This window comes from Enterobacter quasiroggenkampii, assembly GCF_043972695.1.
Classification (GTDB): Bacteria; Pseudomonadota; Gammaproteobacteria; order Enterobacterales; family Enterobacteriaceae; genus Enterobacter; species Enterobacter quasiroggenkampii.
In genome coordinates this window covers 1,594,862-1,617,070 of sequence record NZ_CP143745.1, presented here as the reverse complement: position 1 = coordinate 1,617,070, position 22,209 = coordinate 1,594,862, and the positions used below count along the sequence as shown (strand labels likewise).

21 protein-coding genes are annotated in these 22,209 nt (G+C 57.6%); 5 read left to right on the top strand and 16 right to left on the bottom strand.

Annotated elements, in window-relative coordinates:
* The first annotated feature begins 57 nt into the window (after nt 1-57).
* Nucleotides 58-1,032: an aldo/keto reductase gene (locus tag V1572_RS07685; protein WP_045909786.1), complete on the top strand. Its 975-nt coding sequence runs from the start codon at nt 58-60 to the stop codon at nt 1,030-1,032.
* A gap of 62 nt (nt 1,033-1,094) precedes the next feature.
* Here the strand turns inward: V1572_RS07685 and thiL are convergent, their stop codons facing one another.
* The 5 genes from thiL to nrdR form a co-directional block, all read right to left on the bottom strand.
* Nucleotides 1,095-2,066: a thiamine-phosphate kinase gene (gene thiL, locus V1572_RS07680; protein ID WP_045909787.1), complete on the bottom strand. Its 972-nt coding sequence runs from the start codon at nt 2,064-2,066 to the stop codon at nt 1,095-1,097.
* Nucleotides 2,067-2,143: 77 nt separating this feature from the next.
* Nucleotides 2,144-2,563, bottom strand: a complete 420-nt coding sequence (gene nusB / locus V1572_RS07675; protein ID WP_006809908.1) for a transcription antitermination factor NusB — start codon at nt 2,561-2,563, stop codon at nt 2,144-2,146.
* 21 nt (nt 2,564-2,584) lie between these two features.
* Nucleotides 2,585-3,055, bottom strand: a complete 471-nt coding sequence (gene ribE, locus V1572_RS07670; RefSeq protein WP_006176874.1) for a 6,7-dimethyl-8-ribityllumazine synthase — start codon at nt 3,053-3,055, stop codon at nt 2,585-2,587.
* Nucleotides 3,056-3,142: 87 nt separating this feature from the next.
* Entirely contained in the window at nt 3,143-4,246 is a 1,104-nt protein-coding gene (ribD, locus tag V1572_RS07665; RefSeq protein ID WP_126534527.1) for a bifunctional diaminohydroxyphosphoribosylaminopyrimidine deaminase/5-amino-6-(5-phosphoribosylamino)uracil reductase RibD, read from the bottom strand.
* Nucleotides 4,247-4,250: 4 nt separating this feature from the next.
* Nucleotides 4,251-4,700, bottom strand: coding sequence for a transcriptional regulator NrdR (gene nrdR / locus V1572_RS07660; RefSeq protein WP_008503337.1), 450 nt, complete (start codon nt 4,698-4,700; stop codon nt 4,251-4,253).
* Nucleotides 4,701-4,852: 152 nt separating this feature from the next.
* Here nrdR and V1572_RS07655 point away from each other — a divergent pair, with 152 nt between their 5' ends.
* Complete coding sequence (locus V1572_RS07655; protein WP_045909789.1) at nt 4,853-5,392, top strand: DUF3251 domain-containing protein; 540 nt, start codon at nt 4,853-4,855, stop codon at nt 5,390-5,392.
* A gap of 270 nt (nt 5,393-5,662) precedes the next feature.
* Entirely contained in the window at nt 5,663-6,541 is an 879-nt protein-coding gene (locus V1572_RS07650; protein ID WP_025912622.1) for a nucleoside-specific channel-forming protein Tsx, read from the top strand.
* Between the two features lie 88 nt (nt 6,542-6,629).
* Here V1572_RS07650 and V1572_RS07645 read toward each other — a convergent pair whose 3' ends face one another.
* The 7 genes from V1572_RS07645 to queA form a co-directional block, all read right to left on the bottom strand.
* A complete protein-coding gene (locus V1572_RS07645; protein WP_395299840.1) occupies nt 6,630-7,310 on the bottom strand; it encodes a helix-turn-helix transcriptional regulator in 681 nt (226 codons plus the stop codon).
* 14 nt (nt 7,311-7,324) lie between these two features.
* Complete coding sequence (locus tag V1572_RS07640; RefSeq protein WP_008503341.1) at nt 7,325-7,690, bottom strand: VOC family protein; 366 nt, start codon at nt 7,688-7,690, stop codon at nt 7,325-7,327.
* A 142-nt stretch (nt 7,691-7,832) separates the two neighbouring features.
* The gene (secF, locus tag V1572_RS07635) at nt 7,833-8,804 is read right to left on the bottom strand and encodes a protein translocase subunit SecF (RefSeq protein ID WP_048225871.1); all 972 of its coding nucleotides are present in this window, start codon (nt 8,802-8,804) and stop codon (nt 7,833-7,835) included.
* Nucleotides 8,805-8,814: 10 nt separating this feature from the next.
* Nucleotides 8,815-10,662, bottom strand: a complete 1,848-nt coding sequence (gene secD, locus V1572_RS07630) for a protein translocase subunit SecD (protein ID WP_021241665.1) — start codon at nt 10,660-10,662, stop codon at nt 8,815-8,817.
* A 27-nt stretch (nt 10,663-10,689) separates the two neighbouring features.
* Nucleotides 10,690-11,022, bottom strand: coding sequence for a preprotein translocase subunit YajC (gene yajC / locus V1572_RS07625; protein ID WP_000007630.1), 333 nt, complete (start codon nt 11,020-11,022; stop codon nt 10,690-10,692).
* 22 nt (nt 11,023-11,044) lie between these two features.
* Nucleotides 11,045-12,172, bottom strand: coding sequence for a tRNA guanosine(34) transglycosylase Tgt (gene tgt / locus V1572_RS07620; RefSeq protein ID WP_003859110.1), 1,128 nt, complete (start codon nt 12,170-12,172; stop codon nt 11,045-11,047).
* Nucleotides 12,173-12,225: 53 nt separating this feature from the next.
* The gene (queA, locus tag V1572_RS07615) at nt 12,226-13,296 is read right to left on the bottom strand and encodes a tRNA preQ1(34) S-adenosylmethionine ribosyltransferase-isomerase QueA (RefSeq protein WP_008503345.1); all 1,071 of its coding nucleotides are present in this window, start codon (nt 13,294-13,296) and stop codon (nt 12,226-12,228) included.
* Nucleotides 13,297-13,388: 92 nt separating this feature from the next.
* On the opposite strand from queA, the gene acpH reads away from it, so the two are divergent.
* Nucleotides 13,389-13,970: an ACP phosphodiesterase gene (acpH, locus tag V1572_RS07610; RefSeq protein WP_334755535.1), complete on the top strand. Its 582-nt coding sequence runs from the start codon at nt 13,389-13,391 to the stop codon at nt 13,968-13,970.
* A 127-nt stretch (nt 13,971-14,097) separates the two neighbouring features.
* Nucleotides 14,098-14,700 carry a peroxiredoxin gene (locus tag V1572_RS07605; protein ID WP_008503347.1) on the top strand — a complete coding sequence of 201 codons (603 nt, stop codon included), beginning with the start codon at nt 14,098-14,100 and terminating at the stop codon, nt 14,698-14,700.
* 43 nt (nt 14,701-14,743) lie between these two features.
* Here the strand turns inward: V1572_RS07605 and V1572_RS07600 are convergent, their stop codons facing one another.
* From V1572_RS07600 to proY, 4 genes are all read right to left on the bottom strand, one after another.
* The gene (locus V1572_RS07600; protein ID WP_063620947.1) at nt 14,744-16,129 is read right to left on the bottom strand and encodes a DUF3999 domain-containing protein; all 1,386 of its coding nucleotides are present in this window, start codon (nt 16,127-16,129) and stop codon (nt 14,744-14,746) included.
* Nucleotides 16,126-18,747: a DUF2339 domain-containing protein gene (locus V1572_RS07595; protein WP_395299839.1), complete on the bottom strand. Its 2,622-nt coding sequence runs from the start codon at nt 18,745-18,747 to the stop codon at nt 16,126-16,128. The genes V1572_RS07600 and V1572_RS07595 overlap by 4 nt, the downstream gene beginning before the upstream one ends.
* Nucleotides 18,748-18,833: 86 nt before the next feature.
* Nucleotides 18,834-20,651, bottom strand: coding sequence for a maltodextrin glucosidase (gene malZ / locus V1572_RS07590; protein WP_395299838.1), 1,818 nt, complete (start codon nt 20,649-20,651; stop codon nt 18,834-18,836).
* Between the two features lie 162 nt (nt 20,652-20,813).
* Nucleotides 20,814-22,187, bottom strand: a complete 1,374-nt coding sequence (gene proY / locus V1572_RS07585; RefSeq protein WP_008503261.1) for a proline-specific permease ProY — start codon at nt 22,185-22,187, stop codon at nt 20,814-20,816.
* Nucleotides 22,188-22,209 lie beyond the last annotated feature (22 nt).

Genomic DNA, 22,209 nt, shown 5'->3' with positions numbered 1-22,209 from the left:
TCCCCTTTTCCGCTCCTGCTATGCTTAAACGTATTGTTTAAACAGCAGGAGCGGACCGTGCAATACACAACATTAGGAAAAACAGACCTTAAGGTATCCCGGCTTTGTCTGGGATGCATGACCTTTGGCGAACCCGATCGGGGAAACCACGCCTGGACGCTGCCGGAAGAGAGCAGCCGTCCGATTATCAAACGCGCCATCGAGGGCGGCATTAACTTCTTTGACACCGCCAACAGCTATTCCGACGGCAGCAGCGAGGAGATTGTCGGCCGCGCCCTGCGTGATTTTGCCCGTCGGGAAGACATCGTGGTTGCCACCAAGGTGTACTATCCGGTGGGCGACCTGGCTCAGGGCCTTTCTCGCGCGCAGATCCTGCGTTCCATTGATGATAGCCTCAGGCGTCTGAACATGGATTACGTCGACCTGCTGCAAATTCACCGCTGGGATTACAACACGCCCATTGAGGAGACGCTGGAAGCACTCAACGACGTCGTCAAAGCCGGTAAAGCGCGCTATATCGGCGCGTCGTCTATGCATGCCTCGCAGTTTGCTCAGGCGCTGGATCTGCAGGCACAGCACGGCTGGGCGCGCTTCGTCACCATGCAGGACCACTACAATCTGATCTACCGTGAAGAAGAACGTGAGATGCTGCCGCTGTGCCATCAGGAGGGCGTGGCGGTGATCCCGTGGAGCCCGCTCGCGCGCGGCCGCCTGACCCGTCCGTGGGGAGAAACCACGGCCCGTCTGGTCTCGGATGAAGTGGGAAAAAATCTCTACGAAGGAACAGAGGCCAGCGATGCCCTGATCGCTGAACGCTTAGCCGGAATTGCCGACGATACCGGCGCAACCCGCGCCCAGGTAGCGCTGGCATGGCTGCTGGGTAAACGCGGCGTCGCGGCGCCGATTATCGGCACATCCCGGGAAGAGCAGCTTGACGAACTGCTGAATGCAGTGGATATCACGCTGACGCCGGAGCAGGTTGCCGAGCTGGAGACGCCGTATCAGCAGCATCCGGTGGTGGGGTTTAAGTAACCCCCATCTTTTGTAGGCCGGGTAAGGCGGAACCGCCCCCCGGCAATACAGAGCGCACAAACTCACGCGAAGTGATCGTACCCTTTCCAGTCCAGCGTAACCGGCTCACCGTCTTTCACAAACTTCAGCCCTTCACTCTCCGGCATGATCTGCCCGATACAGGTGAATTTCGCGCCGAGGTGCGCTAATGCCACGTCGAGCGTTCCGCGGTTCAGCTCCGGAACGGTAAAGCACAACTCATAATCTTCGCCACCGGACAGCGCCCAGCGCAGCGCCTGCTCAGGTTCGACATGACGAAGCAGTTCCTCTGACAGCGGGAACAGATCCAGGTCAACGCGCGCGCCGACACCGCTGGCCTTCAGAATATGGCCGAGGTCGGAGATCAGCCCGTCAGAGAGATCGATAGCCGAGCTTGCCCGCTCGCGCAGCGCCTGACCGTGCAGAATACGCGGCGTCGGGCGCAGATGGCGTTTCACCAGATACGCCGCATCGTCGGTATCCTTCACGGTTAAGCGATCCTGGAGGATCGCCAGCCCCGCCGCGCTGTCGCCCGGCGTACCGGTCACATAGATCCAGTCGCCGGGTTTTGCGCCTGAGCGCTTCAGCGCGCGGCCGAGCGGCACATACCCGTGGATCGCCAGCGTCATCGACAGCGGCCCGGCAGTGGTATCACCGCCAATCAGCTGCATATCGTAGTAGTTAAGCTGCTCAAACAGCGCATCGCTAAAGGCTTCAAGCCAGACTTCGTCTACCTCTGGCAGCGTTAGCGCCAGGGTTAACCACGCGGGATCGGCCCCCATCGCCGCCAGATCGCTGACGTTAACCGCCAGCGCCTTATACGCCAGATCGGCAGGATCGATATCCGGTAAAAAATGACGTCCGCACACTAAGGTGTCGGTGCTGATTGCCAGCGTCTGTTTTTCGGGAATATTGAGAAGTGCACAGTCATCGCCGATGCCGGTTTCAACATCAAGACGAGAGGTTCTGACACGGTCGAAATAACGGGCAATCAGGGAAAATTCGCCGCATGCCATACGTTATGCCTCAGCAAATAAAAGAAAAAACCGGAGCCGCACTGCCCGTCAGGCAATGCAGAACTCCGGTTTGCGGATCACTTTTTGTGGGGACGGATCGCAGGTGCTGCTTTATCAAGTACGCCGTTTACAAACTTGTGGCTGTCTTCAGCACCGAAGGTTTTCGCCAGTTCGATCGCTTCGTTAATGGCCACTTTGTACGGCACATCATCACGTTTAGACAGCTCAAACAGCGCGATACGCAACACGGCTTTTTCTACCTGACCCAGCTCTTCAAGCAGACGGGACAGGTAAGGTTTCATCAGACCATCGAGATACGCGCTATTAGTCGCCACTCCCGACAGCAGTTCACGGAAGTACAGAACGTCAACGTCTTTCACGTCCTGTTCTGACAGGAACTGGTATTCAACATCAGCGATGTCGTTCTGGGACAACTGCCAGGAGTAAAGTGCCTGGACGGCACATTCACGGGCGCGGCGACGAGCAGCAGGTTTCACGGAATTCCCCTTACAAAAAAATCAGGCCTTGATGGCTTTCAATACATTGATCATTTCAAGCGCGGTCAGTGCAGCTTCTGCACCTTTGTTACCGGCTTTGGTGCCAGCACGTTCGATGGCTTGTTCAATACTTTCGGTAGTCAGCACGCCGAACGCGACAGGAATTTCAGCATCCTGCGCAACGTGTGCCAGACCATTGCTTGCACCGCCCGCAACGTATTCGAAGTGCGCAGTGCCGCCACGAATAACGGTACCCAGCGCAATCACCGCGTCGTATTTACCGGTTTTCGCCAGCGCGCCCGCCGCCAGTGGCAGTTCGTAAGCGCCTGGAACCCAAACAACGGTAATGTTGTCATCTTTAACCTGGCCGATACGTTTCAGGGCGTCAATGGCACCTTCCAGCAGGCTGTCGTTGATGAAGTTGTTGAAACGCGCAATGGTGATGGCGACGCGAGCGTCCGGGGTAGCTACAGCAGCTTCAATAATGTTCATACTCTTCCTTTACGGGTTCATTTGGCCCCGCAGGGGGGCGGATTTTATCATAATACTTTGCGCACTGCTTCCCTATTTCGGGAGCAATTACGCTGTCGTTAAGTGGAGGCAGACATCCGGACCTACCGGACGAATCTCGCTGAATTTGAGTTGTGGTGCGTCGGCCAGTTTTTCAAGGCCGGGCAGCACAAACAGGCCGCGCGCGTCGTGACCTAACAGTTTAGGCGCAACGTAAACAAGCAGTTCATCCACCAGTCCGGCCTGTAAGAGCGCACCGGCGAGCGTTGGCCCCGCTTCCACCCAGATACTGTTCACCTGTTGCTTGCCGAGCAGCATCATCAGCACCACGAGATCCAGATGGCCGTTATGCTCCGGTACCATGATGCTGCGCACGCCTTCCGGCCATGCGCGCGTATCGTCCTTCGTGCGGGCAATCCAGGTTTCACCCGGCTGCTGGACGATGCGGTGCTCTGGCGTCACGCGGTTCTGACTATCAATGATAATACGCAGCGGCTGACGCAGGTTCTCCTGCGGGTACAGGGCCTGGGTATCGGCATTCAGCTCGTCCCAGCGCACGGTCATGGCCGGATCGTCAGCCAGAACGGTTTCACTGCTGGTGAGAATAGCATGGCTTTGCGCGCGCAGACGTTGCACATCGCGCCTTGCCTGTGGCGAGGTGATCCACTGACTCTCGCCGTTTGCCATCGCCGTACGACCGTCCAGCGAGGCGCCCAGCTTAAGCTGGATATACGGGAACCCGGTACGCATGCGCTTCAGGAAACCTTTGTTGAGCGCTTCCGCGTCCTGCATCATCAGGCCATGGCTGACGTCAATGCCTTCCTGCTGCAGGCGATACAGACCCCGTCCGGCCACCTGCGGATTCGGATCCTGCATCGATGCGACCACGCGCGAAACCCCCGCGGCAATCAACGCGTCGCAGCACGGAGGCGTACGCCCGTGATGGCTGCAGGGCTCCAGCGTAACGTAGGCCGTCGCACCGCGCGCCTTCTCGCCGGCCATGCGCAGCGCATGAACCTCAGCATGCGGTTCGCCTGCGCGATAGTGAAAGCCCTCCCCCACGATCTCGCCATCTTTAACGATAACGCACCCGACGTTCGGGTTGGGATGGGTCGTAAAACGACCGCGCTGCGCCAGCTTCATGGCTCGCGCCATGTACATCTCATCGTGCATGAGCTTAATCCTGTAAGCGGGCGATCTCTTCGCCAAACTCTTTGATATCTTCGAAGCTGCGGTAGACCGAGGCGAAGCGGATATAGGCGACCTTATCGAGCTTTTTCAGCTGCTCCATCACCAGGTTACCGATCATTTTGCTCGGCACTTCTCGCTCACCCAAACCACGAAGGTAAGATTTTATGTGGTTTAACGCCATCTCCACGTCGTCCGCGCTGACAGGACGTTTTTCAAGGGCCTTCAGCATTCCGCTGCGCAGTTTCTCTTCGTTAAACGGCTCACGCACGTCGTTACTTTTTACCACGCGCGGCATGACCAGCTCTGCCACCTCAAAGGTCGTAAAACGCTCGTTGCACACCAGACACTGCCGACGACGGCGTACGGATGACCCTTCGCCCACCAGGCGAGAGTCGATGACTTTGGTATCCACAGCGGAGCAGAATGGGCAATGCATACGGTATCCCTGTTATCTGGTTAACTGATTTTCATTTTACCCTGATCTGGCCTGACAACAAAGGAAGAGCTTTTTGAGACAAAGGATCTATGTCTGACACAATGATGCTGGCTACCATTAGGACGATCCGTTATTTCAAGGAAATAAACGCAATGACAAGACGTTACCTGAAAATATTGCTGGTGGGGAGCCTCTTCACCCTTAGCGCCTGTGCACAGCAAACCGAAGTCCGCCAGTTGAAACAGAGCGTCAATACGCTCAATACGGCGATGGACAAGCTGAACAAAGAAACGGTGAAAATCACCCAGCAAAACGCGCTGAATGCCAAATCCAGCAGCGGGGTTTATCTGCTGCCGGGCGCGAATACGCCTGCGCGGCTCAATAGTCAGATCGGCACGCTAAAAATGTCTCTGGTGAATGTGGCGGCGAATGCAGATGGTACTCGCGCAACATTACGTATCCAGGGAGAGTCCAACGATCCGCTTCCGGCCTTCAGCGGCACCGTCGAGTGGGGCCAGATCCAGGGCACCACGGAGAATTACCAGGAGGTGAACGTGAAGAATCAGCTCTTCACCGCCCCGGCCAGTGTTTTAGCACCAAGCGATGTGGATATTCCGCTTCAGTTAAGCGGCCTTACGCCGGAACAGTTAGGCTTTATCCGCATTCACGACATTCAACCCGCCGCGCACTAATCCCCTCCTTTTTAGCGGAGTGAAATGTCACTCCGCTAACATTTACATTTCGTATGGATTGGCAACATAAATGATTGCCGCTACAATCCCGGCCGTTTAAAGTACGCAAACGTGAACGCAATCGATTACGCGTGTGAGAGATATGTGAAACAACACATATTTTTGTGAGCAGGGATTCCTATAATAGGCACCGCAGAAACACGAAATATTTAGAAACGCAATTCGCGCATTTTTCACTCCCGGAAGGGAATTTCAATCAGTGGCATGATTATGAAAAAAACATTACTCGCAGCTGGCGCCGTGCTAGCACTGTCCTCTTCTTTCACTGTTAACGCAGCGGAAAACGACAAACCACAATACCTCTCCGACTGGTGGCACCAGAGCGTTAACGTGGTGGGCAGCTACCACACGCGTTTCGGACCACAGATTCGTAATGATACCTACCTGGAATATGAAGCCTTCGCCAAGAAAGACTGGTTTGATTTCTACGGTTACATGGATGCACCGGTCTTCTTCGGTGGTAACTCTCAGGCTAAAGGTATCTGGAACCACGGCTCCCCTCTGTTCATGGAAATCGAACCACGCTTCTCCATCGACAAGCTGACCGGCACCGATCTGAGCTTCGGCCCGTTCAAAGAGTGGTACTTCGCGAACAACTACATTTACGACATGGGCCGCAACGAGTCCGGTCGTCAGAGCACCTGGTATATGGGTCTGGGTACGGACATCGACACCGGCCTGCCAATGAGCCTGTCTCTGAACGTCTATGCCAAGTATCAGTGGCAGAACTATGGCGCTGAAAACCAGAACGAATGGGATGGCTATCGTTTCAAAGTGAAATACTTTGTGCCAATCACCCAGCTGTGGGGCGGTAACCTGAGCTATATCGGCTTCACCAACTTCGACTGGGGTTCAGATCTGGGCGATAAGAGCGGTTACGCAGAGAACGGTATTAAGCAGCGTACCAATGACTCCATCGCCTCCAGCCACATCCTGGCGCTGAACTACGATCACTGGCATTACTCTGTTGTGGCACGTTACTGGCACAACGGCGGCCAGTGGAACGACGACGCGAAACTGGTATGGATGAACGAACACGTCCGTTCTACCGGTTGGGGTGGTTACCTGGTTGTAGGTTACAACTTCTAATCAGTGCGGGTTTCGCCCGGTGGCGCTACGCTTACCGGGCCTACGACCCAAATGTAGGCCGGGTAAGGCGTAGCCGCCACCCGGCTTTTTACTGCCTCACCTTGCGCAAAAAATCTGCCAAAGACCTGTCCGCACTCTCGCTAAACCGCCTTTCCGTAGTCACAATATTGAGGCATCTGTCGAGCCGGAAACAGCGATAGTCATCGCGCCGTTCACACCACGCGGCCAGCAGCCAGCTCTCTCCCCAGAAGAACAGCCCCAGCGGCTGAACCTCACGATTAGACAGCTGTCCTGCTTCATCACGGTAATGCAGTGCCAGCACCTGCTGAGCGGAAATTGCCTGATGAATCCTGTCAAAGTCGCTGCGGGAGTGGCTTTGCATGCAAAAATCCGGGGCGTAGATCCGCGTCTGCTCCGCCTTTCGACGACTCTCCTCGGGCAGAATCGCCAGCACCTTTTCCTGAGCCGACTCCAGCTCACGCGACAGCGATTCCCCACCCCAGGTTTTGAGCAGGCGAATCGCGACGATCAGCGCCTCAGACTCCTTATTTGTCAGCATCAGCGGCGGCAGGTCAAAGCCCGACATGAGGCGATATCCGCTCCCCGCTTCACCTTCCACCGGCACGCCGGAAAGCGACAGGTCGCGGATATCGCGATAGACCGTACGCTCGGACACGCCAAGCCGGTCCGCCAGATGCGCTGCCGTTGTCAGACGCCTGCCCCGCAGGATCTGCACAATCTGAAACAAACGGTCAGCGCGTCGGGTCATATCTTAGTCCGCTCTCAGGCAGGTTGATGGAGCCCGACGCGGTTGCCCTCGCTGTCGGTAAACAAGGCGATAGTGCCAATGCCATGCGGCAGTTCCAGCGGGCCAAACACGCACTCGCCGCCCGCAGAGGCGATGCGATCGAGCGTGGCCGCCAGATTGTCAGTATGCAGGTAAATAATAGCGCCCTGCAAAGACGGTGTAACGCCGTCAAATTTTGCCAGTGCGCCTCCGGTGGCGGGATCCTCATGCGGGAAAACCGCCAGCTCCGCACAGTCCATTTTCTCGCGACGCAGCGCAAGCTGCATCACCGGCTCATAAAATTTGATGGCGCGATCCATATCCGAGACCGGAATTTCAAACCAGTTAATGACGCTTTTCATACATCCTCCTGCCTGTTGTTTGGGTTCAGAAGGAGTCTACGACAGGGCTCCTGACAGCATACTGTCAGGAGTGTTTGTCAGGAGGAGATAAAAAAAATCCCGGTCAACCGACCGGGATTTCGATAACGCGCTAAACGTCGCCTTACGGCAGAATGGACGGCTGATCCGCCCCTTCTTTCTCGACTTTCTGCTGGAGCAGGTGCTCGCGCTTCATGCCGAGTTTCAGTGCCAGGGCGGACGCGACGTAGATAGACGATGCCGTACCGATGGTGACACCAATCAACATGGTCAGCGAGAAGCCTTCCAGTACCGGACCACCGAAGAGGAACAGCATCAGGATCACCATCAGGGTAGTACCGGAGGTGATCAAGGTACGGTGCAGCGTCTGGGTCAACGACACGTTAAAGATTTCGTACGGCGTACCGCGACGGATCTTACGGAAGTTTTCACGAATACGGTCAGATACCACGATACTGTCGTTCAGTGAGTAACCGATAACGGACATCAGGGATGCCACAATCGTCAGGTCAATCTCAATGTGGAACAGAGACAGTATGCCCATGGTGATCACCACGTCGTGCGCCAGGGCGATAACCACACCGGCCGCCAGTCGCCACTCAAAGCGGAAACCGACGTACACCAGGATGGAAATCAGCGCCACCAGCAGCGCCATCGCGCCGGTCTGCGCCAGGTCAGCACCCACGCTTGGGCCGACGAACTCAATACGCTTAACCGCTGCGTTCTGGCTGGTTGTTTCGTTAATCACGCTAACAACCTTACTGCCCAGCTCCTGGCTGCCGTTGGCATCGTGCACCGGCGGCATACGTACCATGATGTCGCGGCTGCTGCCGAAGTTCTGCAGCAGCGGCTCTTCAAAGCCCGCTTTCTGCAGCGATTCGCGCATCTGGTCCATATCGACCGGTTTTTCCAGGGAGATCTCGATGACCGTACCACCGGTGAAATCGAGACCCCAGTTAAAGCCTTTCACGCCCATAATGATGATGGACAGAATCAGCAGGAAACCTGAAATGCCGAAGGCCCAGTAGTCCCAGCGCATAAAGTCCCAGACTTTACGGCCGTGGTTCAATTGTTCAACAGTATATTCCTGTGCCACAACGCACTCCTCAGATAGACAGCTTTTTGACGCGCTTGCCGCCGTACAGCAGGTTCACGATGGCACGGGTGCCGACAATAGCGGTAAACATTGACGTTGCGACACCGATACCGGTTGTAATCGCAAAGCCTTTGATCGCGCCAGTACCCACTGCATACAGGATAAGAACCTTAATCAGTGTTGTTACGTTCGCATCGAAGATAGAGCTGAACGCGCCTTTATAACCTTCATCAATCGCCTGCTGAACAGAGCGACCGTTGCTCAACTCTTCTTTGATACGTTCGTTAATCAGTACGTTGGCGTCGACCGCCACCGCAAGGGTCAGAACGATACCCGCAATCCCCGGCATGGTCAGCGTCGCTCCCGGCAGCAGGGACATGATGCCGATAATCAGCACCAGGTTCGCGATCAGCGCGGAGGTCGCAATCAGACCAAACTTCTTATAGAAGAAGATCATGAACAGGATAGAGACCACCAGACCGGCCAGACACGCTTCCAGGCCCTGCTGGATGTTTTGCATACCCAGAGTTGGACCAATGGTACGTTCTTCAACAATCTGAATTGGCGCTATCAGCGCACCGGCACGCAGCAGCAGGGAGAGCTGACGCGCTTCGTTCGGGTTGTTAATACCGGTAATACGGAAGCTGTTACCCAGACGAGACTGGATATTGGCGATGTTAATCACCTCTTCCTCTTTCACCAGCACAGCACGGCCGTTTGCATCTTTCTTACCGCTGTCTTTGTACTCCACGAACAGGGTCGCCATCGGTTTACCGATGTTGTCCTTGGTGAAGTTAGACATGATGTTACCACCCGCGCTATCCAGCGAGATGTTAACCTGCGGCTGGTTGTATTCATCCTGGCTCGACGTGGAGTCGGTGATGTGGTCACCGGTCAGAATCACGCGTTTGTACAGCACAACCGGCTGACCTTCGCGGGTCTGTTTCACTTCGGAGTCACCCGGAATACGGCCAGAAGCGGCAGCAGACTGGTCAACGTTGGTATTCACCAGACGGAATTCCAGCGTTGCGGTCGCACCGAGAATCTCTTTCGCACGCGCGGTGTCCTGGATACCCGGCAGTTCAACCACGATACGGTCAGCCCCCTGACGCTGTACCAGCGGCTCGGCCACGCCCAGTTGGTTTACACGGTTACGCAGAATGTTGATGTTCTGCTGAACGGCATATTCACGCGCTTCTTTCAGGCGCGCATCGGTCATCACCGCGCGCAGCTGGTTGCTGCCCTGCGAGGAGATCACCAGGTCACGGTGACGTTGGGTCAGGTAATCTACAGCCTGATCGCGCGCCGCGCTGTCGCGGAACGTGATGCTCATGCCGTAGTTATCTTCTTTACGCACGGTGGTGTAAGCGATGCCTTTATCACGCAGATCGCTGCGCAGGCTGTCGATATTCTGTTCCTGCAGCTTGCCGAGCGCGGTATCCATATCCACTTCCATCAGGAAGTGAACGCCACCACGCAGGTCAAGACCGAGTTTCATTGGCTCTGCATTCATCGCAGCCAGCCAACGCGGGGTTGCAGGGGCAAGGTTAAGCGCCACGACGTATTTATCACCCAGCACGCCCATCAGCGCTTCACGTGCGCGGAGCTGCGTGTCGGTGGTGTCGAAGCGAGCAAGAATTGCGCCCTCTTCCAGTGCCACAGACTTAGCGGTAATTTTTTCTTCTTGTAACGTTTTCTGGACCTGGATCAGCGTTTGCTCACTGGCGGCGACACCGCGCGCGCCAGTGATTTGAACAGCCGGATCCTCACCATACAGGTTGGGAAGCGCGTACAGCAGGCCGACGAGAATCACGACGACCAGCATGATGTACTTCCACAAAGGATAACGGTTTAACACGGCAGTTCCCTTTGGGAAAAGTTGGGATTACAGCGCCTTCATGGTGCCTTTCGGCAGAACGGCAGCTACGAAGTCACGTTTGATGACCACTTCAGTGGTGTCGTTCAGGGCGATTGCAATGTAGCCACTTTCAGCCACTTTGGTTACGCGACCGACCAGACCACCGTTGGTCAGCACTTCATCGCCTTTCGCGATGGAGTCCATCAGCTTTTTGTGCTCTTTGGTGCGCTTCTGCTGTGGGCGCAGGATCATGAAATAGAAGATCAGACCGAACACAACCAGCATCAGAATCAGAGACATTGGGCTGCCCTGCGCTGGAGCGCCTGTTGCTGCTACCGCATCAGAAATAAAAAAGCTCATTCAAATTCCCTCATTATTAAAATTAATCAACGTTCAACGGTGGAACATCCCGCCCCTGACGTTGGTAGAAATCGGTCACGAAGCTCTCTAATTTACCCTCTTCGATAGCCTTACGTAAACCAGCCATTAAGCGCTGATAATAACGAAGATTATGAATGGTATTGAGACGCGCGCCCAAAATCTCGTTGCAACGATCGAGATGATGCAGGTACGCGCGAGAATAATTGCGACAGGTATAGCAATCGCACTCGGAATCGAGCGGGCTGGTGTCACTCTTATGCTTCGCGTTACGGATTTTCACCACGCCATCGGTAACGAACAGATGGCCGTTACGCGCGTTGCGGGTTGGCATGACGCAGTCGAACATATCAATGCCGCGGCGTACGCCTTCAACCAGATCTTCCGGTTTGCCCACGCCCATCAGGTATCGTGGTTTATCCGCCGGGATTTGCGGGCAGACGTGCTCCAGAATGCGGTGCATGTCTTCCTTCGGCTCACCCACAGCCAAACCGCCGACAGCGTAGCCATCAAAACCTATCTCTACCAGACCTTTAACAGAGATATCGCGTAAATCTTCGTAAACGCTGCCCTGGATAATGCCGAACAGCGCATTTTTGTTCTGCAGGGAGTCAAAACGGTCACGGCTACGCTTCGCCCAGCGCAGAGACATCTCCATGGAACGCTTGGCGTAGTCCCAGTCGGCCGGATACGGCGTGCATTCGTCGAAGATCATCACGATGTCAGAGCCGAGATCGTACTGAATCTCCATTGATTTTTCGGGATCGAGGAAAATCGGATCGCCGTTGATCGGGTTACGGAAGTGAACGCCCTGCTCGGTGATCTTGCGGATATCCCCCAGGCTGAAGACCTGGAAACCGCCGGAGTCGGTCAGGATAGGGCCTTTCCACTGCATGAAGTCGTGCAGGTCGCCGTGGAGCTTCATGATCTCCTGACCCGGACGCAGCCACAGGTGGAAGGTATTGCCGAGGATAATCTGCGCGCCAGTGGCTTCAACTTCTTCCGGCGTCATCCCTTTTACGGTGCCGTACGTGCCCACAGGCATAAACGCGGGGGTTTCCACCACGCCGCGATCAAACACCAGGCGACCGCGGCGCGCGCGACCGTCGGTGGTATCGAGTTCAAATTTCATTTTTTCTCCGACGTCAGAAAAACAGTCCAACGTTGTAAAACGGTGCCGCGGACTTATTCCCCGACACGCTCATTCAAAGCCTGCGGATTGTACGTGATAAACATCGCGTCCCCGTAGCTAAAAAAGCGATATTTTTGTTCTACCGCAGACTTGTAGGCATTCATCGTATGCTGATACCCCGCGAACGCAGAGACCAGCATAATCAGCGTCGATTCAGGCAGATGGAAGTTGGTCACCAGCGCGTCAATCACCTTGTACTGGTAACCCGGGTAGATAAAGATCTGCGTATCGCCAAAGAACGGCTCAATCAACTCGCTTTTCGCGGCCTGCGCGGCGCTCTCCAGCGAGCGCACCGACGTCGTACCGACCGCCACGACGCGGCTACCGCGCGCTTTCGCCGCCAGCACCGCGTCCACGACATCCTGCGGCACTTCAGCATACTCAGAGTGCATGATGTGGTCTTCAATGCTGTCCACGCGCACCGGCTGGAAGGTACCCGCGCCGACGTGCAGCGTCACGAACGCCATCTCAATGCCTTTCGCGCGCAGTTTTTCCAGCAGCGGCTCATCAAAGTGCAGACCTGCCGTTGGGGCCGCGACCGCGCCAGGCTTCTGGCTGTAGACGGTCTGATACAGCTCGCGGTCAGCCTCTTCGTCCGGACGCTCAATATACGGCGGCAGCGGCATGTGGCCGATGGCGTTCAGGATATCAAGCACCGTGCGCTCGTCGTTAAACTCCACTTCGAAAAGCGCGTCGTGGCGCGCGGTCATGGTCGCCTTGATGCTCTCATCATCGCCCAGCAGCAGCTCAGCGCCCGGCTTCGGGGCTTTGGAGGCGCGAATATGTGCCAGAATACGTTTATCATCAAGCATACGTTCGACCAGCACTTCAATCTTGCCGCCGCTGGCCTTACGGCCGAACAGGCGCGCCGGGATCACGCGGGTATTGTTAAAGACCAGCAGATCGCCAGGGTTGAGCTTGTCGAGCAAATCGGTGAAAGTACCGTGCGTCAGCTCGCCCGTTGGCCCATCCAGTGACAGTAAGCGACAGCTGCTGCGCTCAGGCATGGGATAGTGAGCAATCAGGGATTCAGGTAGTTCAAAGGAGAAATCGGCGACGCGCATGACGTATACTCGTGACTTAAAAACAGGCGGCATAGTCTAGTGCTCACACCCTTTTGCTGCAACAACTAGCCGCCCCCGGACAAATAAAACGCATGAATTTTCTCGCTCACCTGCATCTCGCGCACCTCGCTGACAGCTCCCTCTCGGGCAATTTGCTGGCCGATTTCGTACGCGGTAATCCCGCAGAAGACTACTCCCCTGAGGTTGTCGACGGGATTTTTATGCACCGCCGCATCGACGTGCTGACGGATAAACTGCCGGAAGTGACGGAAGCCAAAGCGTGGTTCCGCCCTGAAACGCGCCGCGTTGCGCCGATCACGCTCGACGTGATGTGGGATCACTTCCTGTCGCGCCACTGGGCACAGCTCTCGCCGGAGCTATCCCTGCCCGAATTTGTGCGCTATGCCCACCAGCAGGTGTCGATCATTTTGCCCGACTCGCCGCCGCGCTTTGTCAATCTGAACAACTATCTGTGGTCGGAACGCTGGCTGGAGCGCTATCGCGAGATGGACTTTATCCAGAACGTGCTGAACGGGATGGCGAGCCGTCGCCCGCGCCTGGATGCGCTGCGGGATTCCTGGTATGACCTGGATGAACATTACGATGCGCTGGAGACCCGCTTCTGGCAGTTTTACCCGCGCATGATGGCGCAGGCGAAAAACAAACAGCTCTGACAGAATTCGTATTGATAGGTAAAAGCTGGCGGAACGATTGTCACCACCTCTTTGTCTTATCCATGAACACTCTCTATACTGGCTCGCGTTGCGTTCCAAATAACCTTAGTATCTACAGGAGAATCATATGGTTCTGGTAACTCGTCCGGCTCCGGATTTTACAGCTGCAGCAGTTCTGGGCAACGGTGAAATCGTTGAAAACTTCAACTTCAAACAGCACACCAACGGTAAAGCGACCGTTCTGTTCTTCTGGCCAATGGACTTCACTTTCGTTTGCCCGTCTGAGCTGATCGCGTTCGACAAACGTTATGAAGAATTCCAGAAGCGTGGCGTGGAAGTGGTTGGCGTCTCCTTCGACTCTGAGTTTGTACACAACGCATGGCGTAACACCCCTGTCGACAAAGGCGGCATCGGTGCGGTGAAATACGCAATGGTTGCGGACATCAAACGCGAAATCCAGCAGGCTTACGGTATCGAACATCCGGACGCTGGCGTTGCGCTGCGCGGTTCCTTCCTGATCGACGCAAACGGCATCGTTCGTCACCAGGTTGTGAACGATCTGCCGCTGGGTCGTAACATCGACGAAATGCTGCGCATGGTTGACGCGCTGCAGTTCCACGAAGAGCACGGCGAAGTGTGCCCGGCTCAGTGGGAAAAAGGTAAAGAAGGTATGGCTGCTTCCCCAGACGGCGTAGCTAAATACCTGTCTGAAAACGTATCCAGCCTGTAATCGGCACGGTTTACGAGAAAGGCCCGCTTATGCGGGCCTTTTTTTATGCCTTGCGCTGCGTTTCCCGCCAGATGCGCCAGGCCATGCCCGCCAGCAGGATTACACCCGCGATCAGCACGCCCCACACCAGCAGGGCGTTCATCCAGCTCGCCCGCTCGCCTGCAGAGGTGGCGTTTAGCCGCCCCTCACCGCCCAACGCGACATCATCCAGAATATCGGCCTGCGGCAGGTTCGCCATATCATAGGTCTTGCGCAGATCGGCTGGGATCAGCATGTCAGGTTCCACCTGTGCAGGCTTTGCGGCGCCGTTGCCCCAGGCGAGCACGTACGGCGCTTTACCCTGCGCGTTGAACACCAGGTCATAGCGGTCGCGATGCCCCGTGACGCTCGGCAGGTATTCTGGCAGACGCGCATTCAGCGTCGTGATTTTCACGGCCTGCACCAGGTCCCCGTTAAGCGAAACCGGTCCGGATGTTTTCCCCTCCAGGCGGTAAATCACCTCTTTTTTCAGGGGATGCCATGTATCTTTTTCCGTACGCCGCCACGCGATCTCCACGGGAAGGACGCCATCGCCGTTCAGCGAGATGCTGACAGCGCTCAGCGGCTGCGGACGCGTCCAGCGCCACTGCGCTTCGGTTGTCGATAGCTGCTCCCCTTCCCCCTCAAGATTGATCTCTTCCGGGGCCGCCTGCGCAGGTGCGCTGATTGCGTTTACGCCGGTCAACGTTACCCCCTGGCTCTGCGTATTCAGCACCACCATGAGATAGCGATTCGCCTCGGGAGATAAAACCGTGTCGGTATCGATCCGATCGAGCTTAAGGCGATCCTGGCCGCTGGCGACGTCCAGCAGCGGCATATCTTCGCGAAGGGTATACCAGCGCTTAAGATCCTCGCTGTAATAGACCGACGCCGTTCCCTGCCACGGCGTCTGCGGGGTATTCCAGAGCAGCTGCAGCTGGGATATGGCCAGCTCACCCGTCGTCTGCTCCGGCAAGCTCAGCAGGTAATGTTGCCCGGCTGCGGCGGCTTTTTGCCCCTCCAGCACAATCTCAACGCCGTTTCGGGAACGGAGCCGGATCTTATCGCTGTCACCGGCGTCTGAGGCAGCCGCGAGCGGCGAGGCGTCCAGCGGAAAGAGGCGCAGCGCCGTGGATTGCGCTGTGGCCTGCGGGCGCGTCGCGGCGATCAGGCTAAAGGGAACCGGCTCGCCCGACTGGTTAAAGACGCGAACATCATGCAGATCCGCGGATGTGCTCTGCTCATAGACGGCAAGCGGCAGCATCACTCGATACCACCGGGAAGGAACGGACGTGTCGAGTGAACGACCAAAGGCGTAGTCCCGTGGCGATTCCGCCGGTACTTCGTCGCAGAACGCCGGGCCGGAAAGCGCCAGCAGCGCGGTACACGCTACCGCTTTCATCCATTTCATTTTTCATCTCCTGTTTTTGGCGGTAGCGGCGAGAAATAGCCCACGATCAGCACCAATATCGCCACGCCGATAAACGCCACCGCGCGCAACAGACCGCCTCCGCCCGCGCTGTCCACCAGCATCAGTTTAACCATCACCACACCCAGCAGCGCGGCCCCGCAGAGCCACTCCTGCCGGGAAGCCCGACGGGTAGCATGGATCATGACCACCAGCGCACTCAGCATCCAGAACAGGGCAAAGCTGGTCTGGATAAGCCGCGAATCCCACAACGATGCCATATTCCAGGCTACGTCGCCGTACCAGGCCAGGGCGCGCATCAGCGCACCGTTCAGCCACCAGAAGCCAAACGCCATGAGCGCGACGCCAGGCCACGGACGCGCTTGCGCAAGCAATGCCGGGTAGTAGCGGTCCACCGCCCGATAAAAGACCACCAGCCCCAGCAACGCGAACGCTGCGCCTTCCTCAAGCGGGTTTACCAGCGGGAGCCAGGTCTGGCGATAGACCACGCCGTCCTGGAAATTAGTCACCACCAGCAATACCAGCAGCGCCACGACGGCAGGGATCGGAGCCAGACACGCATAGAGCGCAGGCCATTCCCGGAACGGCCACGCGCGACGCCGTACCGCAGCAGAGAGCGCCATAATCACCCCGCCGCCTGCGGTCATCGCTAATCCGCTGCCCCAGGCCGCCATGCCCCACGGCAGAGACCGGGCAAACCAGTAAAGCTCGGCGGCCAGCGCCAGTAAAATCATCCAGCACAGCGACAGGTGTAGCCCCATCGCGATACGCGGCAGAACCCTTTCACCATCGCGCCGCAACAGCATCAGCGCGGCAGGAAGCGCAACGCACCAGGCCAGGTTTGACCAGCCGGCGGCAACGATCTGCTGATGCCAGATCTGATACCCCACCATCAGCAGCATAGCCGGCCACAGCAGCCATTTGCTGGCGTCCAGCTCTCGCCACGCCAGACGAGCGGCCACCTGCCGCCAGCCCCAGACCGACGCCGCCGTCAGCGCCAGCACGCCCGCCAGAATCGGTAATTCTTTCGTAAGTACAAGCTGCGACGCACCCAGCTGCGCTACCAGCCAGAACAGCAGCCCGCCTGCCAGCAGCGCCCAGCTGACCGGCAGAAAAAGAGTCCGCCACAGCCAGGCCGCTGCCAGCCAACAAAGGCTGAGGATGGCGAAGATAAGGAGCAGGCTCAGCGACGTAACGCCGTCCGTTTGCGCCCACAGCGCGCTGCCGAGGGCCAGCACCAGCAGCGCCGTCCCGCTATAGCTCATACGCCGCTGGTGCTGCTGCACGCCCAGCCAGAGAATACCCAGCCCCTCCAGCGCCCAGGCCATTGCCGTCCAGCGCGCCGACAGCGCCAGCGGAATGGCGAGAGTAGCGAACCCGCCGCCGATCGCCAGCGCTGCCATGACAAGCGGCCGTCCGAGGGAGGGATAGCGCCGCAGCGCGAGGTACGCGAGGGTGAGATAAAATGCGCCGTATCCCAGCGCGCTCAGCGCCGGACCATAGTCCCAGTGCTGCGTCATACCGTACTGCATCCCAAAACCGATCAGCGGCGGGGCAAACAGCAGCACACCGTCAACGATCTGCTTCCCTTTTTCCTGCGCCCGCAGCGACAGCGCCACGCTCAGCACGCCGAAAATCAGCGTATTGGCAATCAGGAACAGCTGGCAGATCCAATAGTCTTCAGGCTGGTAGTCATTCAGCCCCCACAGGCCGCCCACGCCGAACGTGAACAGCAGCCCGAGCAGGTTCAGCTCGCGCCAGTGCTGCCAGATGCTGATAGCAAGAATGCCGATGGACAGCAGGAGGTAGAAAGAGAACAGCGCGACAAAGCTGCCGCCCCCGGTAGACAAGAGGAGCGGCGCAAGATAGCCGCCGAGGCTCGCCAGCATGGCCAGGCTCAGCGCCTTCTGCAGCACCGCCAGCCCGACGCTCGCCGCGCAGATCACCACCAGCAGCGCAAAAGCCAGCGTCATCGGCAGCATTTGCCAGAGCCGGAAGGCGCCAAACACCGTCAGGTAAAGCACCCCGGTCGCCCCGCCCTGGAGGATCAGCGCATAGACCCGCTGCCTGTGCCGCAGCCGCCACCCAATCGCCAGCAGAACAACGGCAAACAGCGCCGCTGCCACGAGGCGCAGCTCAAGCGGGAACAGGGAATGTTCGACGGTATAGCGCAGCAGGAAAGAGAGGCCGAGGAAGAGCAGCAGAATGCCCAGCTTCGCCAGTGGATTGCCCTGCATGAACCAGCGCGCCAGCGACGTCAGGATGCCGCCAAAGGCTGAAGGCTGTTTTGCCGCAGGGGTCGGGGCCTGGGAAGAAGCGGGTTCTGCCACCGCTGCGGGAATATCGGGTCGCCAGGGGTCGACAGGCGCGGGAGCGTCCTCCACCACTGGCGCGGTAATTGCCTCCGGCGCGGCGGTCTGCACCGGTTCCGACGCGTTCTGAGGCACGCCGCGCTGCTCAAGCGCCTCTATGCGCTGGCGCAGCCGGACGATCTCCTGCTGCGCCGCCGTACTGCGATTAAACCCGATAACCGCAAGCACAGGCGCAACCAGCAGCGCAAAAACCAGGAATAAACAGCCAAGGATGTAAAGCTCGTCCATGTTTCCACCTTCACCGTAAACGATCCTTTAAGATTGACACAAATCGTTGCATTTGCGCCATCTTAAAAGGTGGAAACATTAGCGCATTAGCTGCCGAACCAGATCGTCGCGGATACCGCAGGCAGCGCCAGCACGCCGTCCTGTATCGTCGCCTTGCCCTCTTTGCTCTTCCACGCTGCCACCTTCAGCAGCGGTGAATCATCCAGCACCACTTCGCAGGCCTCGCCCCGGTTGATCGCCACCAGCACGCGCTGCTGGTTATAGACGCGAGCAAACACCACCACGTTATCGTGGGCGTACACCACCTGACAGCCGCCGTAGCGCAGGGCGAGACTCTGCTTACGCAACTTCGCCAGGCGCTGATACAGGCTGAACAGCACCTTGTCCTGTTTCTCCGGCGCCCACGGGAAGGTTTTGCGACAGAACGGATCGTTGTTGCCGTCCAGCCCCACCTCGTCTCCGTAGTAGATGCACGGTACGCCCGGCCAGGTGAAGAGCCAGGTCACCGCCAGCGGCAGACGCGCGACATCCTTGCCGAGCAGGGATTTAAAGCGCGCGGTGTCGTGGCTATCGAGCTGGTTAAACATCCGCAGCTGCTGCTGATGCGACAGACCGGCGCGGTAGTTCTCCATCCACGCCATGCAGGTTTCAGCGTCGATATGATTCGGATCGTAGGAGATATCGGTGTTGGCGAGGAATCCCCACAGCGGGAAGGTAAAGCCGCGATAGTTCATCGCCGCATCTTCCGCATCGTTCTGCAGCCACTGGCGCGCGTCGCCAAAGTGCTCGCCAAAGACGAACGCTTCCGGCTGGGCCGCTTTTGCCGAGCGCGTAATCCCGGCGACGTGCTGAAGGTTATTCCGCGCCCCGCCCGCTTCGCCGAGCATATGCACTACGTCCAGACGCCAGCCGTCCATATTCCACGGCGCCTTCAGCCAGTGGCGCACGATGCTGTCTTCCCGGCCGTAAATCTCGTTCACAAGCGTTGGCGACTGGAAATCCAGCTTCGGCAGGCTCGGGTAGCCCAGCCAGTCCAGCGCACGCCCCTCCTTATTAAAGCTATACCAGTCGCGCTGCGGCGAATCCGGGTTATGACATGCCCCGCCCATCGACTGGTTATGCCGATCAAACCACGCATGCGAATCTCCGCTGTGGTTGAACACGCCGTCCAGAATGAGGCGCATGCCTTCGTTTTGGGTGTTCTTACGCAGGCGCAGCAGCGCCTCGTCACCGCCAAACTGCGCGTCAACGTGGCGATAATCTTCGGTATCGTATTTATGTACGCTCGGGGCTTTAAACACCGGGTTGAGATACAGCGCCGTCACGCCCAGTTTTTTCAGGTACGGCAGCTTTTCGCTGATGCCGTCGAGATCGCCGCCGTAGAAAGTCGATCCGCCCGCCTGCGCGGTCAGCGGCTCATCCCACGCTTTTAGGATAATGTCATGGCCCGCGGCATGGTGGTAGTAGACCTTATCCTGGTCGGCAGTGCGCTTTTCGCTGCGCGCAAAACGGTCCGGGAAAATCTGGTAAAAGACCTGATCGTTAACCCACTGCGGGCCGTTATCCGGATAATCGACCGCAAACTGCTCCAGCCGTGCAGGCGGGAAACGGCTAAACCCCTGCGGGGTAAACCACAGCTGACGGTTGTTCCACAAAAGCTTAAAGCTGTAGCGGCGGCGCGGCTGTCCGCTGTTCAGGTCGATATTCGCCCGCCAGGCGGTGATCCCCGGCTGCGGCTGGCTGCGCAGCTTGTGCATTTTCAACCCGGTCTCTTCGTTATCGATTTCGGCGCGGAGCGTCACGCGATCGGGCTGGTTTTCCCCCGCCAGCCAGAGCGTAATCACAAGGTTGTCTTTGTTTTGCTTAACAAATGGGGCAACCGGAAGGTGCCAGGCGTTTAACATCACGAATCCCCTCTGATGAAATTGACGTCACCTTGCCACAGGGTGGTTAAGGATAGCTCACCATGATGGGATTTATTGGGGGAGGAGGACGGGGGAGGAGTTTTTTGGGGGGTAAAAGGGAGTGTAGGCCGGGTAAGCGCAGCGCCACCCGGCATTTTTACCTTACTGCGCTTCCGCCAGCTGACGGTCGCGGCGGCATTTAAACACCCAGCCCACCAGCAGCAGCACGATCCACGCGCAGCCCACGTAGAGCGAAATGCGGGTGTCCGGATGGTAGCCAATCAGGCCAATGATAAACACCAGGAAAATCAGCCCGACGACGGTGGTCGCAACGCCGCCCGGTACTTTGAACTTCAGCGCTTTCGCCTCATCCGGCGACAGGCGACGGCGGAAGGCAATCTGCGACAGCAGAATCATGATCCACACCCACACCGTTGCGAAGGTCGCCAGGGACGCAATCACCAGGAAGACGTTCTCCGGCATGATGTAGTTCAGGTAAACCGAGAACAGCAGCGCCACGGTCATCACCACGACGGTCACCCACGGCGTGCCGCGGCGCGAGGTTTTGGCGAACACCTTCGGCGCACTGCCCTGCTCCGCCATGCCGTGCAGCATACGGCCCACGCCAAAGACGTCGCTGTTGATCGCCGAAAGCGACGCGGTCAGCACCACAAAGTTGAGAATGCTGGCCGCAAATGCAATGCCCATATGCTGGAAGGTCAGGACAAACGGGCTACCGTTGGTACCCACCTGATTCCACGGGTAAATGGACATGATCACGAACAGCGTACCCACGTAAAACACCAGAATACGCATCGGCACCGAGTTGATCGCGCGCGGAATGGATTTCTCCGGGTCTTTCGCTTCCCCGGCGGTGATACCGATAATCTCGATACCGCCGTAGGCAAACATCACCATCTGCAGCGACATCACCATCCCGAGCCAGCCGTTGCTGAAGAAGCCACCGTTGCTCCAGAGGTTGTGGATCCCGGTCGGCTGCCCGCCGTTGCCAATCCCCCAGATGATAATCCCGAAACCGGCCACAATCATGATGATGATGGTGGCGACCTTGAAGAAGGAGAACCAGAACTCCAGCTCGCCAAACACCTTCACGCTCATCAGGTTGACGGCGCAAATGATTAGCACCACGCTCAGCACCCAAATCCAGTGCGGTACCGCCGGGAACCAGACGCCCATGTAGATGCCAAACGCCGTCACGTCGGCAATCGCCACAATCAGGATTTCGAAGCAGTAGGTCCAGCCGGTGATAAACCCGGCCAGCGGGCCGAGGTTTTCCTGCGCGTAGCGGGAGAATGAGCTGGCGGAGGGGTTGTGAACCGACATTTCGCCGAGGGCGCGCATGATGATATACGCCGCCACGCCGCCGATGATGTACGCCAGCAGCACGCTGGGACCGGCCATTTTGATGGCATCTGCCGAGCCATAAAAAAGACCGGTGCCGATAGCCGAGCCCAGCGCCATAAAGCGGATGTGGCGTGTGCTCAATCCACGTTTAAGTTTGTTAGTGCTTTCCATTTAAATCTTGCCATTCAACACG

Excerpts from the sequence above, each read along its gene's own strand:
- thiL (WP_045909787.1), bottom strand. The coding sequence starts at position 2,066 with ATGGCATGCGGCGAATTTTCCCTGATTGCCCGTTATTTCGACCGTGTC.
- ribE (WP_006176874.1), bottom strand. The coding sequence starts at position 3,055 with ATGAACATTATTGAAGCTGCTGTAGCTACCCCGGACGCTCGCGTCGCC.
- ribD (WP_126534527.1), bottom strand. The coding sequence starts at position 4,246 with ATGCACGATGAGATGTACATGGCGCGAGCCATGAAGCTGGCGCAGCGC.
- nrdR (WP_008503337.1), bottom strand. The coding sequence starts at position 4,700 with ATGCATTGCCCATTCTGCTCCGCTGTGGATACCAAAGTCATCGACTCT.
- V1572_RS07655 (WP_045909789.1), top strand. The coding sequence starts at position 4,853 with ATGACAAGACGTTACCTGAAAATATTGCTGGTGGGGAGCCTCTTCACC.
- V1572_RS07650 (WP_025912622.1), top strand. The coding sequence starts at position 5,663 with ATGAAAAAAACATTACTCGCAGCTGGCGCCGTGCTAGCACTGTCCTCT.
- V1572_RS07645 (WP_395299840.1), bottom strand. The coding sequence starts at position 7,310 with ATGACCCGACGCGCTGACCGTTTGTTTCAGATTGTGCAGATCCTGCGG.
- V1572_RS07640 (WP_008503341.1), bottom strand. The coding sequence starts at position 7,690 with ATGAAAAGCGTCATTAACTGGTTTGAAATTCCGGTCTCGGATATGGAT.
- yajC (WP_000007630.1), bottom strand. The coding sequence starts at position 11,022 with ATGAGCTTTTTTATTTCTGATGCGGTAGCAGCAACAGGCGCTCCAGCG.
- tgt (WP_003859110.1), bottom strand. The coding sequence starts at position 12,172 with ATGAAATTTGAACTCGATACCACCGACGGTCGCGCGCGCCGCGGTCGC.
- queA (WP_008503345.1), bottom strand. The coding sequence starts at position 13,296 with ATGCGCGTCGCCGATTTCTCCTTTGAACTACCTGAATCCCTGATTGCT.
- acpH (WP_334755535.1), top strand. The coding sequence starts at position 13,389 with ATGAATTTTCTCGCTCACCTGCATCTCGCGCACCTCGCTGACAGCTCC.
- V1572_RS07605 (WP_008503347.1), top strand. The coding sequence starts at position 14,098 with ATGGTTCTGGTAACTCGTCCGGCTCCGGATTTTACAGCTGCAGCAGTT.
- V1572_RS07600 (WP_063620947.1), bottom strand. The coding sequence starts at position 16,129 with ATGAAATGGATGAAAGCGGTAGCGTGTACCGCGCTGCTGGCGCTTTCC.
- V1572_RS07595 (WP_395299839.1), bottom strand. The coding sequence starts at position 18,747 with ATGGACGAGCTTTACATCCTTGGCTGTTTATTCCTGGTTTTTGCGCTG.
- malZ (WP_395299838.1), bottom strand. The coding sequence starts at position 20,651 with ATGTTAAACGCCTGGCACCTTCCGGTTGCCCCATTTGTTAAGCAAAAC.
- proY (WP_008503261.1), bottom strand. The coding sequence starts at position 22,187 with ATGGAAAGCACTAACAAACTTAAACGTGGATTGAGCACACGCCACATC.